The sequence below is a fragment of the uncultured Azohydromonas sp. genome, assembly GCF_937926365.1.
Classification (GTDB): domain Bacteria; phylum Pseudomonadota; class Gammaproteobacteria; order Burkholderiales; family Burkholderiaceae_C; genus Azohydromonas.
Window position 1 is genome coordinate 1 of sequence record NZ_CALAOH010000013.1, and the last position, 13,678, is coordinate 13,678.

The 13,678-nt window shown below is 70.0% G+C and carries 12 protein-coding genes and 1 pseudogene; 1 reads left to right on the forward strand and 12 read right to left on the reverse strand.

What is annotated here, in order from left to right:
• The first annotated feature begins 157 nt into the window (after window positions 1–157).
• Window positions 158–1,672 carry an ATP-binding protein gene (locus tag Q0741_RS00885; RefSeq protein ID WP_298231319.1) on the forward strand — a complete coding sequence of 505 codons (1,515 nt, stop codon included), beginning with the start codon at window positions 158–160 and terminating at the stop codon, window positions 1,670–1,672.
• Between the two features lie 59 nt (window positions 1,673–1,731).
• Here Q0741_RS00885 and paaZ read toward each other — a convergent pair whose 3' ends face one another.
• The 12 genes and pseudogenes from paaZ to Q0741_RS00945 form a co-directional block, all read right to left on the reverse strand.
• Window positions 1,732–3,777 (reverse strand): phenylacetic acid degradation bifunctional protein PaaZ, encoded by a 2,046-nt coding sequence (paaZ, locus tag Q0741_RS00890; RefSeq protein WP_298231320.1) that lies wholly within the window; start codon window positions 3,775–3,777, stop codon window positions 1,732–1,734.
• Window positions 3,778–3,887: 110 nt separating this feature from the next.
• Complete coding sequence (locus tag Q0741_RS00895) at window positions 3,888–4,631, reverse strand: ABC transporter ATP-binding protein (RefSeq protein WP_298231321.1); 744 nt, start codon at window positions 4,629–4,631, stop codon at window positions 3,888–3,890.
• Window positions 4,628–6,541, reverse strand: a complete 1,914-nt coding sequence (locus tag Q0741_RS00900; RefSeq protein WP_298231322.1) for a branched-chain amino acid ABC transporter ATP-binding protein/permease — start codon at window positions 6,539–6,541, stop codon at window positions 4,628–4,630. The genes Q0741_RS00895 and Q0741_RS00900 overlap by 4 nt, the downstream gene beginning before the upstream one ends.
• The gene (locus Q0741_RS00905; RefSeq protein WP_298231323.1) at window positions 6,538–7,563 is read right to left on the reverse strand and encodes a branched-chain amino acid ABC transporter permease; all 1,026 of its coding nucleotides are present in this window, start codon (window positions 7,561–7,563) and stop codon (window positions 6,538–6,540) included. Before Q0741_RS00905 ends, Q0741_RS00900 begins: the two co-directional genes overlap by 4 nt.
• A gap of 281 nt (window positions 7,564–7,844) precedes the next feature.
• Window positions 7,845–9,005, reverse strand: a complete 1,161-nt coding sequence (locus tag Q0741_RS00910; RefSeq protein WP_298231324.1) for an ABC transporter substrate-binding protein — start codon at window positions 9,003–9,005, stop codon at window positions 7,845–7,847.
• Entirely contained in the window at window positions 9,002–9,694 is a 693-nt protein-coding gene (locus Q0741_RS00915; protein ID WP_298231325.1) for a TetR/AcrR family transcriptional regulator, read from the reverse strand. Before Q0741_RS00915 ends, Q0741_RS00910 begins: the two co-directional genes overlap by 4 nt.
• A 6-nt stretch (window positions 9,695–9,700) precedes the next feature.
• Window positions 9,701–10,792, reverse strand: coding sequence for a 1,2-phenylacetyl-CoA epoxidase subunit PaaE (gene paaE / locus Q0741_RS00920; protein WP_298231326.1), 1,092 nt, complete (start codon window positions 10,790–10,792; stop codon window positions 9,701–9,703).
• Between the two features lie 12 nt (window positions 10,793–10,804).
• On the reverse strand, window positions 10,805–11,293 hold the full coding sequence (paaD, locus tag Q0741_RS00925) for a 1,2-phenylacetyl-CoA epoxidase subunit PaaD (protein ID WP_298231330.1): 489 nt from the start codon (window positions 11,291–11,293) through the stop codon (window positions 10,805–10,807).
• A 29-nt stretch (window positions 11,294–11,322) separates the two neighbouring features.
• Window positions 11,323–12,105 carry a 1,2-phenylacetyl-CoA epoxidase subunit PaaC gene (paaC, locus tag Q0741_RS00930; protein ID WP_298231327.1) on the reverse strand — a complete coding sequence of 261 codons (783 nt, stop codon included), beginning with the start codon at window positions 12,103–12,105 and terminating at the stop codon, window positions 11,323–11,325.
• Between the two features lie 12 nt (window positions 12,106–12,117).
• Window positions 12,118–12,414: a 1,2-phenylacetyl-CoA epoxidase subunit PaaB gene (paaB, locus tag Q0741_RS00935; RefSeq protein WP_298231328.1), complete on the reverse strand. Its 297-nt coding sequence runs from the start codon at window positions 12,412–12,414 to the stop codon at window positions 12,118–12,120.
• A gap of 27 nt (window positions 12,415–12,441) precedes the next feature.
• Window positions 12,442–13,449 (reverse strand): 1,2-phenylacetyl-CoA epoxidase subunit PaaA, encoded by a 1,008-nt coding sequence (gene paaA, locus Q0741_RS00940; protein WP_298231329.1) that lies wholly within the window; start codon window positions 13,447–13,449, stop codon window positions 12,442–12,444.
• Window positions 13,450–13,466: 17 nt separating this feature from the next.
• Window positions 13,467–13,678 (reverse strand): annotated as a pseudogene (locus Q0741_RS00945) (phenylacetate--CoA ligase); the annotation flags it as partial.

Below are 13,678 nucleotides of genomic sequence, written 5' to 3' on the forward strand. Positions count from 1 at the left end.
CAGGGCTGCCAGCCCCAAAGCCGGCAAGTCAACCCACTCAAAATTCAAGAGAGCCTTTTTTCATTCGTGACACCAGCACAGTGGGCAGAACGTCACACCTGCGTGTGGCAGCATGGCTTCGCCCGACGCGGGCGGAGTAATACGCAGGAGGTTGTGCGTGGTTCCGTTCCAGGGTCCGTCACTGGACCCGCTCACGCTGCTGTTTTCGCTGAGCGTGCTGGGCTTCCTGATGGCCGTGGTGTTCCTGAGCTTTGTCCAGGCCATGCCCGGCTACCGGGCCGCCCTCGTGGCATGGAGCAAGGCCATGGCGGCCAGTGGCACCGCGTTCCTGCTCTATGTCTTTCGCAACCATGCGCCGTTGGCGCTCACTTTCGTGCTGGCCAACGTCCTGGTGTTCGGCCTGCCGCACTGGAGCCATGAGGCGCACGCACGGCTGTTCGACGTGCCGCCCCGGCGCGGACTGAGCCTGGCCTGGGCAGGCCTGGGCATCAGCGGCGTGCTGGCGTCCTACTTCCTGGAGCTGCCGCGCCAGCTGGCCTTCGTCACCATTTCGATCGCGTTCTCGGCCATCCTGGGCATGACGGCCTTGCTGATCCTGCGCGGCATGCCCGGGCGCCGTTCGCCTTCGATGTTGACGGCCCTGTTTTGCTATGCCGGCTTGTCCATCGCCTTTGCCCTGCGGGCCGTGCTGGGGTTCGTGGAAAGCGGGTCCCAGCTCACGCCGAGCTCAGTCTCGCTCGCGCAACTCTTCACGCTGCTGCCAGGCTCGGTGCTGATCGTGGTCTGCTCGATCTGTTTCCTGTCCATGGTCCACGAGCGCCGCATGGCCGAGGGCGTCGACACCATGACGGGGCGTCTGCAGACGCAGACCGGGCTGGTGGCGCAGCGCACCGCGGAGCTGGAGGCGGCCAACGCGGCGCTGCTGGAGCGCAAGCGGGAGCTCGCGCGCCGCGCCGAGCAGGCGGAGGCCGCCACGCGGGCCAAGAGCTTGTTCCTGGCCAACATGAGCCACGAGATCCGCACGCCCCTGAACGGCGTCATCGGTTTGAGCCAGCTGCTGCAGAAGATGCCGCTGGAGCCCAAGGCCGCGGAATTCGTCGGCCACATCAAGACCTCGGGTGAGCATCTGCTGGCGCTGACCAACGACGTGCTGGACCTCTCGCGCATCGAAGCCGGGGAGATGACCCTGGAACACGAGGCGTTCGACCCGGCCCCGCTGCTGGCATCGGTACTGGCCATGGTTCGCCCCCAGGCCCAGGCCAAGGGCCTGATGCTGGAGGGCGACGTGGCGCCGGACCTGCCGCCGCAACTGGTCGGCGATTCGTTACGGCTGCGCCAGGTCCTGCTGAACCTGCTGAGCAACGCGGTGAAGTTCACCGCCACGGGCCGCGTGAGCCTGCGGGCGCGCGTGCTGACGCGCGGGGAAGGCCGAACCCGGCTGCGCCTGGAGGTTGAGGACACAGGCATCGGCATCGCGCGCGAACAACAGGCCCGCATCTTCGAGCCCTTCAGCCAGGCCGACAGCTCCATCACGCGCCGCTTCGGCGGCACCGGCCTGGGCCTTTCGATCGTGCGGCACTTGGTGGGCCTGATGGGCGGTACGCTGCAGCTGACCAGCCAGCTTGGCCAGGGCAGCGTCTTCAGCGTGGAGCTGCCTTTTCAAGAGGCGTGACGGAAGCCCTCGCCGGCCTGGCAAGAGCCCCTGCATCGACCACCGCTGCGCGGTGGCCCTTATGCGCGCTTGGCCACCAGCGTCAGGATGTCGTAGCTCGCCACCATCTCCCCGTGCTGGTTGGTCACCTGCACGTCCCAGGCGACCACGCCCTGCCCCTGGCCCTTGGCGTCGGTCTTGTTGCGGTCGATCTTGCGCTTGGCCGTGAGCCGCGCCTGGATCGTGTCGCCGATGGCCACGGGCTTGACGAAGCGCAGCGTGTCCAGCCCGTAGTTGGCCAGCACCGGGCCCGGCGCCGGCGAGACGAACAGCCCGGCGGCCGCCGACAGCACGAAGTAGCCGTGCGCGATGCGCTGGCCGAAGGCGGTGTCCTTGGCGGCGATCTCGTCGAAGTGCATGTAGAAGAAGTCGCCCGAGATGCCGCCGAAGGCCACGATGTCCGCGTCCGTCACCGTGCGCCGGTGCGTCAGCAACGACTCGCCGATGCGCAGGTCCTCGAAGTGGCGGCGGAACGGGTGCACCTCGCTCTCGAACACCTGCGCGCCGCGCACGTACTCGCCGGTCACGGCCGTGAGCATGGTGGGCGAGCCCTGCACCGCCGCGCGCTGCAGGTTGTGCTTGACCGCGCGCAGGCCGCCCAGTTCCTCGCCGCCGCCCGCGCGGCCCGGGCCGCCGTGCTTGAGCGGCGGCAGCGGCGAGCCGTGGCCGGTGGATTCCTTGGCCGCCTCGCGGTCCAGCACCAGCAGCCGCCCGTGCAACGCCGCCGCCACCGGGATGAAGCGCGCGGCCGTGGCCGGGTCCTTGGTCACCAGTGTGCCCACCAGGGAGCCGCGCCCGCGCGCGGCCAGCGCCAATGCCTCGTCCAGGCCCTCGTAGGGCATGAGCGTGCTCACCGGGCCGAAGGCCTCCACGTCATGCGCGGCATCGTGCGCCAGCGGGTTGCGGCTCAGCAGCAGCGTGGGCGGGAAGAAGGCGCCCTCGGACACGCCCTCGCCCTGCGGATTGAAGCCGTCGCGCGCACCGAACACCAGTTCCGCGCCCTGCTGCAGCCGCTCCACCTGGGCGCCGACGTCCTGGAGCTGGCTGTGCGAGGCCAGCGCGCCCATGCGCACGCCTTCGAGCGCCGGGTCGCCCACGGTGGTCTTGCGCAGGCGCTCGCGCAGCGCCTCGGCCACCGGGTCGAGCAGGTTGCGCGGCACGATGGTGCGGCGGATGGCGGTGCACTTCTGCCCCGCCTTCACCGTCATCTCCCGCGCGACTTCCTTGACGAAAAGCTGGAACTCCTCGTCGTCCGGCGTCACGTCCGGCGCCAGCACGGCGCAGTTGAGGGAATCGGCCTCGGCGTTGAACGGCACCGAGTGGCGCACGAGGTTCGGGTGCACGCGCAACTTCGCGGCCGTGTCGGCCGAGCCGGTGAAGGTCACCATGTCGGAGCCGTCGAGCCGCTCCAGCAGGTCGCCGGTGCCGCCGATGATCAACTGCAGCGCGCCCGCGGGCAGCAGGCCCGAGCGCTCGATGAGGCGGATCAGCGCCTCGGTGACGTAGCTCGTCGCCGTGGCCGGCTTGCCGATGCAGGGCATGGCGGCCAGGAAGCTGGGCGCGAATTTTTCAAGCAGCCCCCAGATGGGGAAGTTGAAGGCGTTGATGTGCACCGCCACGCCGCCGCGCGGCACCAGGATGTGCGTGCCGGCGAAGTGGCCCTGCTTGCCCAGCGGGATGGCCGGGCCCTCGTGGACCAGGTTGCCCGAGGGCAGCTCGTTGCTGCCGATGCTGGCGTAGGCGAAGAGCGTGCCGGTGCCGCCCTCGACGTCGATCCAGCTGTCCGAGCGCGTGGCGCCGGTGTGGGCCGAGATGGCGTAGAGCTCTTCCTTGTGCTCGTTGAGGTACTTGGCCAGCGCCTTGAGGATCGCGGCGCGCTTCTGGAAGTCCAGCGCCAGCAGGTTCCTCAGGCCCGTGGTGCGGGCGTAGGCCACGGCCTCGCCGAAGTCCAGGGTCTCGGCATGCGTGGCCGCCACCGGGCGGCCGTTGACGGCGCTGCGCAGGCTCTGCGCCGCTTCCTGGCCGATCCAGCGGCCGGCGATGAAGCTTTGGAGGATGGGAGTCATGGAATGGGTCTCCTGAAATACGGGCCGGCAAAGGAGTCCCGTTCGCCCTGATGCTTCGATACCTCGGCGCGAACGGGTGAAGAGCGTGCTGGAACTCGGTGCGGCCCGTGTTATGCCGCCTTCTTCGTACCCAGTCCCAGGTACGTGTCGATGATGCGGCGGTCGTGGATCAGCTCCTGCGCCTCGCCGGTGAGCGCCACGGCGCCCATCTCCAGCACGTAGGCGCGGTCGGCCACCTGCAGCGCCGCGCGCGCGTTCTGCTCCACCAGCAGCACCGACACGCCCAGGTCGCGCAGCGAGGCCACGATGCGCAGCACCTCGCGCACGATCAGCGGCGCCAGGCCCAGCGAGGGCTCGTCGAGCATGAGCAGCCGCGGCCGCGCCATCAGCGCGCGGCCGATGGCCAGCATCTGCCGCTCGCCGCCCGAGAGCGTCCCGGACATCTGCGCGCGGCGCTCGTGCAGCCGCGGGAACAGCTCGAACACCTCCTGCATGCGCGCCTGCTGGTCGCGCTGGCCGCGGCGCCAGCGCGAGAAGCCGCCCAGCAGCAGGTTGTCCTCCACCGACATCTCGTTGAAGAGCTCGCGCTTCTCCGGCACCAGCGCCACGCCGTGCGCCACCATCTTCTCCACGCTCGGCCGCGCGATGCGCTCGCCGCCGAGCAGCAGCTCGCCGCGCGAGGGCAGCAGCCCCATCGCGGCCGACAGCAGCGTGGTCTTGCCCGCGCCGTTGGGACCGATCACGGTGACGATCTCGCCCTCCTTCACCGTGAGGTTGACGCGGTGCACCGCCTCCACCTCGCCATAGGAGACGCAGAACTCGCGCAGCTCCAGCAGGTTCGCGCCGTTGCTCATGCAGCCACTCCCATATCGTCGCCGCCGCCCAGGTAGGCATCCAGCACGCGCTGGTTGCCCTGCACCTCGGCCGGCGTGCCCTCGGCGATGACGGTGCCGAACTCCAGCACCGTGATGCGGTCGGCCAGGTTCATCACGAACTCCATGTCGTGCTCCACCACGAGGATGCCCAGGCCCTCGGCCCTGAGTTGATCCAGCAACTTCGCCAGCGCCTGCTTCTCCAGGTGGCGCAGGCCTGCGGCGGGCTCGTCCAGCAGCAGCACCGCGGGCTGGCTCGCCAGCGCGCGGGCGATCTCCACGATGCGCTGCTGCCCCAGCGCCAGCGAGGCGGCCGGCGTGTCCACGTGCGCGCCCAGGCCGCAGCGCTCGATCTGGCGCCGCGCCTCGGCCAGCACCGCGGCTTCCTCGGCGCGGTCCAGGCGCAGCATGGAGGCGATCCAGCCGCGCTGGGCGCGCAGGTGCGCGCCCACGGCCACGTTCTCCAGCACCGTGCGCTGCCCCAGCAGCCGCACGTGCTGGAAGCTGCGCGAGAGGCCCAGCGCCGCGAAGGCGCGCGAGGGCTTGCCGGCCATGGCCTGGCCCATCAGCCGCACCTCGCCGCTGCTGGGGTCGTCCACGCCCGAGATCATGTTGAAGAAGGTGCTCTTGCCCGCGCCGTTGGGGCCGATGAGCGCCAGGATCTCGCCGGCCTTCACGCGCAGGTTCACCGCGTTGTTGGCCACCAGGCCGCCGAAGCGCTTGGTCACGTCCTTGGCCTCCAGCACCACCTGGCTGCGCGGCGGCAGCGCCCGCTGCGGCAGCGGCGCGGCCGCGGGCAGCTTCACGGGCGTGGGACGCAGCCAGCGCCGCGCCACGGCCGCCAGCTGCGGCCACAGCCCATCGGCGAAGCGCTGCAGCACGAACAGCATCAGCAGGCCGAAGACGACGACCTCGAAGTTGCCGCTGCTGCCCAGCAGGCGCGGCAGCAGGTCCTGCAGCTGCTCCTTGAGCAGCGTGATCAGCGCCGCGCCCAGCACCGCGCCCCACAGGTGGCCGGCGCCGCCCACCACGGCCATGAACAGGTATTCGATGCCGATGTTGAGGTTGAAGGGCGTGGGGTTCACGAAGCGCTGCAGGTGCGCGTACAACCAGCCCGAGACCGCCGCCAGCAGCGCGGCCAGCACGAACAGCTTGATGCGCTGGCGACCGGTGTCCACGCCCATGGACTCGGCCATCACGCGCCCGCCCTTGAGCGAGCGGATGGCGCGGCCCTCGCGCGAGTCCAGCAGGTTGTGCAGCGCCCACAGCGCCAGCAGCACCACGGCCCAGATCAGCAGCCCCAGCACCCGCGGCGAGGCCAGCGAGACGCCGCCCACCACCAGCGGCGGCAGGCCGGCCATCCCGGTGTGCCCGCCCAGGAACTCCAGGTTGCCGAACAGGAAGTACAGGCTCAGCCCCCAGGCGATGGTGCACAGCGGCAGGTAGTGGCCCGAGAGTTTCAGGGTGATGGAGCCCAGGAACCAGGCCACCGCGAAGGTGATCACCAGGCCCAGCGCCAACCCGGCCCAGGGCAGCAGCGCCGGCGGCAGCGCGCCGAACAGCGCCGCCGCGTCGGGCGAGGTGCAGGCCCAGGCCGTGGCGTAGGCGCCCAGCCCCACGAAGGCCGCCTGGCCGAAGCTGGTCATGCCGCCCACGCCGGTGAGCATCACCAGCCCCAGCGCCACCAGCGCGTACAGCCCGATGTAGTTCAGCAGCGTGACGCTGAACTCGGGCAGGAAGCCCCAGGAGGCCAGCAGCAGCGCCACCGCGGCCAGCACCAGGTGGCGGGGCGTGATGCCTCCACGGGCGGCCGGCACGGCAGCCGCGACGGTTGCGCTCTCCACCTTCTTGGCGGCGGGCACGGTTTCGGAAACGGTGTGGGACGTGCTCATTCGTCCTCCTCCACATGGTGGCTGCGCAGGCTGCGCCACCACAGCACCGGAATGATCAGCGTGAACACCAGCACCTCCTTGAAGGCGCTGGACCAGAACGAGGCGAAGGATTCCAGTTGCCCCACCAGCAGCGCGCCGGCCAGCGCCAGCGGGTAGCTCGCCAGGCCGCCCACGATCGCCGCGACGAAGCCCTTGAGGCCGATGAGGAAGCCCGTGTCGTAATAGACCGTGGTGATCGGCGCCACCAGCAGCCCCGCCACCGCGCCGATGAGCGCGGCGAAGGCGAAGCACACGTCGCCCGAGAGCTCGGTGGGGATGCCCATGAGCCGCGCGCCCACGCGGTTCATGGCCGTGGCGCGCAGCGCCTTGCCCACGATGGAGCGCTCGAAGAACACGAACATGGCCACCACCAGCGCCAGCGTGGTGCCCACCACCACCAGCGACTGGCCCGTGATGCTCAGCCCCCCCACGTCCAGCCGCAGCTCGGAGAACGCATTGGTGCGCGAGCCCTCGGCGCCGAAGAACAGCAAGCCCAGGCCGACCAGCACGCCGTGCAGCGCCACCGAGACGATCAGCAGCATCAGCACGCTGGCGCGCGCCAGCGGGCGGTAGGCCAGGCGGTACAGCAGCGGGCCCAGCGGCGTGATCAGCAGCAGCGTGGCGGCGGCCTGCAGCGCCTGGGCCTGCGGCTGCAGCGCCACCATCGCCGCGGCGGCCGCCGGGCACAGCACGCACCAGAACAGCGTGGACTTCCAGTCCACCGTGGCGCCGCGCTGCGCGCGCCAGGCTTCCAGCGCCAGCACGGCCACCGCCAGCGCCAGCAGCAGCCACAGGCTCGCCGGCGCGCGGCCGCTCTGCAGCATCGCCATCGACAGCGCCGCGAAGGCGACGAACTCGCCCTGCGGAATGAAGATCACGCGCGTGACCGAGAACACCAGCACCAGCGCCAGCGCCATGAGTCCGTAGACGGCACCGTTGACGATGCCGTCCTGCCCCAGCAAGAGGGCGATTTGTAGGTCCATGAGGTTCGACTTCCCGGAGGGGTACTACCGCTTCGTCAGCGTCAGGCCACGGGCTCAAGCGCCCCGCCCTCCACATCGTCATGCCCGCGAAGGCGGGCATCCAGGCGGCCCCACGCCGGAGCGTGAGCGCCGATGCAGGCCGAACAAGGCCCCAAGTACCGGCACGCCGACTCGTTCGGCCATGGCCAGCTTAGGGGCCGCCTGGATTCCCGCCTGCGCGGGAATGACGAAGTGGTTGGCATACGCTCCAGCCGCCTGGAGACGCCCAATGCCTCAGCGCATCAAGGCTGCGCGCTGGCCTGGTACTTCCAGGTGCCGCCCTCGATCTTGACCATCACGCGCGCGCGCTGGTCCAGGCCCAGGTGGTCGTTGGGCGACATGGTGAAGATGCCGTGCGCGCCCGCCACTTCCTTGGTGGCCTCCAGCGCGTCGCGCAGCGCGGCGCGGAACTCCGGCGTGCCGGGCTGCGCCTTCTTCAGCGCCGCGGGCACGGCCGAGCTCATCAGCAGGCCGGCGTCCCAGGCATGCGCGCCGAAGGTGGAGACGCTGCCCTTGCCGTGCGCGCCCTCGTAGGCGGCCACGTAGGCCTGCGCGCTCTTCTTCACCGGGTGCGAGGCCGGCAGCTGATCCGCCACCAGCACCGGGCCGGCGGGCAGCAGCGTGCCTTCCACGTCCTTGCCGCCCACGCGCAGGAAGTCCGCGTTGGCCACGCCGTGCGTCTGGTAGATCTTGCCGGTGAAGCCGCGTTCCTTGAGCGTCTTCTGCGGCAGCGCCGCCGGCGTGCCCGAGCCGGCGATGAGCACCGCGTCGGGCCTGGCCGACATGATCTTGAGCGCCTGGCCGGTGACGGAAGTGTCGGTGCGCGTGTAACGCTCGTTGGACACGATCTTGAGCTTCTTGAGCTCCGCGGCCTTGGCAAACTCCTGGAACCAGCCTTCGCCGTAGGCGTCGGAGAAGCCGATGAAGGCCACGTTGCGCACGCCCGAGGCGACCATGTGCTCGACGATGGCCAGCGACATCATGATGTCGTTCTGCGGCGTCTTGAACACCCACTTCCGCTTGGCGTCCATGGGCTCGACGATGCGCGCCGACGCGGCCATGGAGATCATGGGCGTTTGCGACTCGGCCGCCACGTCGATCATGGCCAGCGAGTTGGGCGTGGTGGTGGAGCCCAGGATCACGTCCACCTTGTGCTCGCTCACGAGCTTGCGCGTGTTGGAGACGGCCGCGGTGGTGTCGCTGGCGTCGTCGAGCACGATGTAGTTGACCTTCTGCCCGGCGATGGTCTTGGGCATCAGCGCCACCGTGTTCTTCTCCGGGATGCCCAGCGAGGCCGCCGGGCCCGTGGCCGAGAGCGTCACGCCGACGTTGATGTCAGCCTGCGCCAGCGTGGCGGCCAGCAGCGCCGCTGCGGCGGCAACCAGTTTGAAAGTCTTTTTCATGCGTCGTCTCCTTCGGTGGATGTGGCCTCCGCGCGCAGCGGGCTGCGTCGGCGCGGGGCTGTCTTGGTGCTCTTGTCGATTGTCACGCGCTGGGGCGGCCGCACCGCCGGCACGCCGCCGACGAGGAGGTCCGCCACGATGCCGGCCATGTCCTCGTAGGACAGGTCCCCATCGGGCCGCAGCCACGTGAACATCCAGTTGACCATGCCGAACAGCAGCATGGTGATGGGTTTTGCGAGGCCCGCGGCCTGCTGGCCGGGCTGCCATTGGGCGATCGCGTCCGCGAAGCCGGCCGTGACGCGGCGCTGCATGTCGAGGATGCGCTCACTGTCCTCGGCGTGCAGGAAGCGCACGTCGTCCGTGAGCACGCGGTGCGCGTGCTGCGCGTGCGCGTACTCGCCCAGGATGCGCACCACCAACTCACGCACGCGCTCCTCGGCGCCCAGGTCCTGCGCCTGCACCGCCTCCACCATCGCCACCAGCCGTGCCACGTGGCCTTCGGTGATCTCCACCAGCAGGCTGTATTTGTCGCGGTAGTAGTGGTAGAGCGTGGCCTTGGACAGGCCAGCGGCTTCGGCCACCTGGTTCATCGAGGTGGCCGGATAGCCGCTGCAGGCGAACAGCTCCGCCGCCCGCGCCAGGATCATCTCGCGCTGGTCGCCGTAGTTGGCGGCACGTCCGCGGGCCATGCGGCTTTACCTTTCGTCGAAGGACAGGATCACGCGCTCGGTGAGCGGGTGCGCCTGGCAGGTGAGGACGAAACCAGCCGCGACCTCGTTCTTGTCCAGCGCGAAGTTGCGCTCCATGCGCACCTCGCCCTCCACCACCTTGGCGCGGCAGGTGCCGCACACGCCGGAGGTGCAGGAGAACGGCACTTCCATGCCGCAGGCCGAGGCCGCGTCCAGGATGCTGGGCTGCTGCTTGTGGAACTGGATCTCGCGCCGCAGCCCGTCGCGGATGATGACGATGCGCGCGCTCTCCGCGTCGCCCGGCTGCGCCTGGTGCACCACGGCATCGGCCGTGTGCGCCGTGCCGGGGGCTTGCGCCACGCCGAAGCGCTCGATGTGGATGCGGTCCTCCGGCACGCCCGCGCCCAGCAGCGCGGCCTCGGCCTCGTCGTTCATCTGGAACGGGCCGCAGACGTAGGCATGGTCGATGGAGTCCGCCGGCACCACGCCGCGCAGGAACTCGCCGATCTTGTCGCGGTTCATCACGCCCATGTTCAGCGGCGAGTCGGTGGGCTCGTCGGAGAACACGTGGTGCAGCACCAGCCGCGCCATGTAGCGGTTCTTCAGGTCCTCCAGCTCTTCCTTGAACATGGTGGACTGCAACGAGCGGTTGCCGTAGACCAGCGTGAAGCGCGACTTCGGCTCGCGCGCCAGCACCGTCTTCATGATGGACAGGATGGGCGTGATGCCGCTGCCGCCGGCGATGCCCAGGTGATGGCGCTGCGCATCGGCCTCGATGGGCACGAAGAAGCGCCCCTGCGGCGCCATCACGCTGATCTCGTCGCCGACCTTGAGCTCGGCGTTGATCCAGTTGGAAAACACCCCGCCCTTGACCTTGCGCACCCCCACGCGCAGCTCGCCGTCGTCCACGCCGGCGCAGATGGAGTAGGAGCGGCGCAGGTCCTGGCCGTCGATGGTCTTGCGCAGCGTGAGGTACTGGCCCTGGGTGAAGCCGAAGACCTCGCGCAGCTCCGGCGGCACCTCGAAGCTGACGATGACGGCCTCGGTGGTGTCGGGCTCGATGGCGCGCACGCGCAGCGGATGGAACAGGACACTCATGGGGATGGCGGCTCAGATGGGCTTGAAGTGTTCGAAGGGCTCGCGGCAGTCCAGGCAGCGGTGCAGCGATTTGCACGCCGTGGCGCCGAAGGCCGAGAGCTGCTCGGTGTGCGTGCTGCCGCAGCGCGGGCAGGCCACCGGCGCGATGCGCCGCGGCACCAGGCGGATGGGCGCCGCGGCGCCGGCGGCCAGGTGCCCCGGCGGCGCGATGCCGTACTCGCGCAGCTTGCGCCGGCCGTCCTCGCTGATCCAGTCGGTAGTCCAGGCCGGGGCGCGCTGCAGTTTCAGGCGCACCGGCCCCAGGCCCGCGCCTTCCACGGCCTCGGCCACGCTGCGCTCGATGACCTCGGTGGCGGGGCAGCCGGAGTACGTGGGCGTGAGCACCACCTCCAGCGCCTCGCCGTCCTCGCGCACGTCGCGCACGATGCCGAGGTCGCACAGCGACAGCGCCGGCACCTCCGGGTCCAGCACGCCGGCCAGCACGTCCCAGGCGCGCTGCACGCGCGTCGGGACGGCGCGCTGGGCCGCGTTCACCAGGCGCCTCCCGGGAAGGCGCGCTGCAGGTGCTGCATCTCGGCCAGGATGTAGCCCATGTGCTCGCTGTGCACGCCGCGCCGGCCGGTGCTCAGGAAGGGCCGGTCCGCCGGCTGCGCCAGCGTCGCGGCCTGCAGCAGCGGGCCGATCTCCGACAGCCACTCCTGGCGCAGCTCGGCCCAGCGCGGGCCCAGCCCGCTCTCGGCCGCGGCCTCGTCCACCTCGTCCTGGGCGAACAGCTCGGCCACGTAGGGCCAGAGCTTGTCCAGCGCGGCCTGCATGCGGCGGTTCGACTCCTGCGTGCCGTCGCCCAGGCGCAGCACCCAGTCGGCCGCGTGCTGCTGGTGGTAGCGCGCCTCCTTGACGGCCTTGGCCGCGATGGCCGCCAGCTCCTCGTCGCTGGAGTCCAGCAGCCGTTGCCACAGCAACTTCAGCTGCGTGGACACGAAGGCGTTGCGCAGCACCGTGAGCGCGAAGTCGCCCGGGCGGCCCTCGCCGTTGGGCAGTTCCACCAGCGTGGGGTTGAAGTAGTCGCGCTCCTCGCGCAGGAAGGCGATCTGGTCCTCGTCCAGGCCCTGGGGCGCGCCGGCCAGCGTGAGCACCGCGCGCGCCTGGCCCAGCAGGTCCAGCGCCATGTTGGCCAGCGCGATGTCCTCCTCCAGCACCGGCGCATGGCCGGTCCATTCGCCCAGGCGCTGCGCCAGGATCAGGCAGGTGTCGCCAATGCGCAGCAGGTACTGCTGGCGCGCGTCGCGTTGAAGTGAGATCGAAGCCTGCATGACGGTGCCGCCTTACATGTGGTCCACCGAGTCCGGCAGCTTGTAGAAGGTGGGGTGGCGGTAGACCTTGTCCTCCATCGGGTCGAAGAACATGCCCTTGTCGCCGGGGTCGCTGGCGGTGATGTGGTCCGAGCGCACCACCCAAACGCTCGACCCTTCCTGGCGCCGCGTGTAGACGTCGCGCGCCATCTGGATCGCCATCTGGGCGTCAGCCGCGTGCAGGCTGCCGCAATGCTTGTGGTCCAGGCCGGCGCGGCTGCGCACGAACACTTCCCACAGCGGCCATTCGTTCTTCGCTTCGGTGCTCATGATCTCGTCTCCTCGATGCGTCGGGGCTCAGGCGGCCTGCGGCTCGCGCTCGGCCTGCTTGGCGGCGTGGGCCAGCGCGGCCTCGCGCACCCAGGCGCCCTCTTCCCAGGCCTTCACGCGCGCGGCCAGGCGCTCGCGGTTGCACGGGCCGTTGCCGTTGACCACGCGCCAGAACTCGTCCCAGTCGATGGCGCCGAAGTCCCAGTGGCCGCGCTCCTCGTTCCATTTCAGATCGGGGTCGGGCAGCGTCACGCCCAGCACCTTGGCCTGCTCCACCGTGGCGTCCACGAACTTCTGGCGCAGGTCGTCGTTGGAGACGCGCTTGATGCCCCAGCGCATGCCCTGCGCGCTGTTGGGCGACTGGTCATCGGGCGGGCCGAACATCATCAGGCACGGCCACCACCAGCGGTTCACCGCGTCCTGCACCATCGCCTTCTGCGCCTCGGTGCCGTTTTGCATCATCACCAGCAGCGAGTCGAAGCCTTGGCGCTGATGGAAACTCTCCTCGCGGCAGATGCGGATCATCGCCCGCGCATAGGGTGCGTAGGAGCAGCGGCAGATGGGCACCTGGTTCATGATGGCTGCGCCGTCAACGAGCCAGCCGATGGTGCCCACGTCGGCCCAGGTCAGCGTGGGGTAGTTGAAGATCGAGCTGTACTTGGCCTTGCCCGAGTGCAGCGCCGCCAGCAGCTGGTCGCGGCTGGTGCCCAGCGTCTCGGCCGCGGCGTAGAGGTACAGGCCGTGGCCGCCCTCGTCCTGCACCTTGGCCAGCAGGATCGCCTTGCGCTTGAGCGTGGGCGCGCGCGTGATCCAGTTGCCTTCGGGCAGCATGCCCACGATCTCGGAGTGCGCGTGCTGGCTGATCTGGCGGACCAGCGTCTTGCGGTAGTTCTCCGGCATCCAGTCCTTGGCCTCGATGAAGCCGCCATCGTCGATGGTGGCGTCGAAGCGCTGCTGCAGTTGGAACTCCTCGACGGAGCGCAGCGTCTTGTCTTCGGACTCGGGGCCTTGGGTGTCCATGGCTTGGGTGTACATGGCGGTTCCTTGCAGCGTTACTTGGGGCGCCGGTCGATGACGCGGCGCGCCTTGCCGGTGAGGGTGCGCTCGATCGAGTCGGGCACCAGCACTTCCACGCGGGTGCTGATGCCCACCAGCGTCTTGATGCGGTGCTGCACCCAGCGGGCGATCTCCTCCACGACGGCCGGCGGCTGCGGCCCCAGCGCGGGCTGCAGCTCGCAGCGCACCAGCACCTCGTCCAGCAGCC

Excerpts from the sequence above, each read along its gene's own strand:
- paaZ (WP_298231320.1), bottom strand. The coding sequence starts at position 3,777 with ATGACTCCCATCCTCCAAAGCTTCATCGCCGGCCGCTGGATCGGCCAG.
- Q0741_RS00895 (WP_298231321.1), bottom strand. The coding sequence starts at position 4,631 with ATGAGCAACGGCGCGAACCTGCTGGAGCTGCGCGAGTTCTGCGTCTCC.
- Q0741_RS00900 (WP_298231322.1), bottom strand. The coding sequence starts at position 6,541 with ATGAGCACGTCCCACACCGTTTCCGAAACCGTGCCCGCCGCCAAGAAG.
- Q0741_RS00905 (WP_298231323.1), bottom strand. The coding sequence starts at position 7,563 with ATGGACCTACAAATCGCCCTCTTGCTGGGGCAGGACGGCATCGTCAAC.
- Q0741_RS00910 (WP_298231324.1), bottom strand. The coding sequence starts at position 9,005 with ATGAAAAAGACTTTCAAACTGGTTGCCGCCGCAGCGGCGCTGCTGGCC.
- Q0741_RS00915 (WP_298231325.1), bottom strand. The coding sequence starts at position 9,694 with ATGGCCCGCGGACGTGCCGCCAACTACGGCGACCAGCGCGAGATGATC.
- paaE (WP_298231326.1), bottom strand. The coding sequence starts at position 10,792 with ATGAGTGTCCTGTTCCATCCGCTGCGCGTGCGCGCCATCGAGCCCGAC.
- paaC (WP_298231327.1), bottom strand. The coding sequence starts at position 12,105 with ATGCAGGCTTCGATCTCACTTCAACGCGACGCGCGCCAGCAGTACCTG.
- paaB (WP_298231328.1), bottom strand. The coding sequence starts at position 12,414 with ATGAGCACCGAAGCGAAGAACGAATGGCCGCTGTGGGAAGTGTTCGTG.
- paaA (WP_298231329.1), bottom strand. The coding sequence starts at position 13,449 with ATGTACACCCAAGCCATGGACACCCAAGGCCCCGAGTCCGAAGACAAG.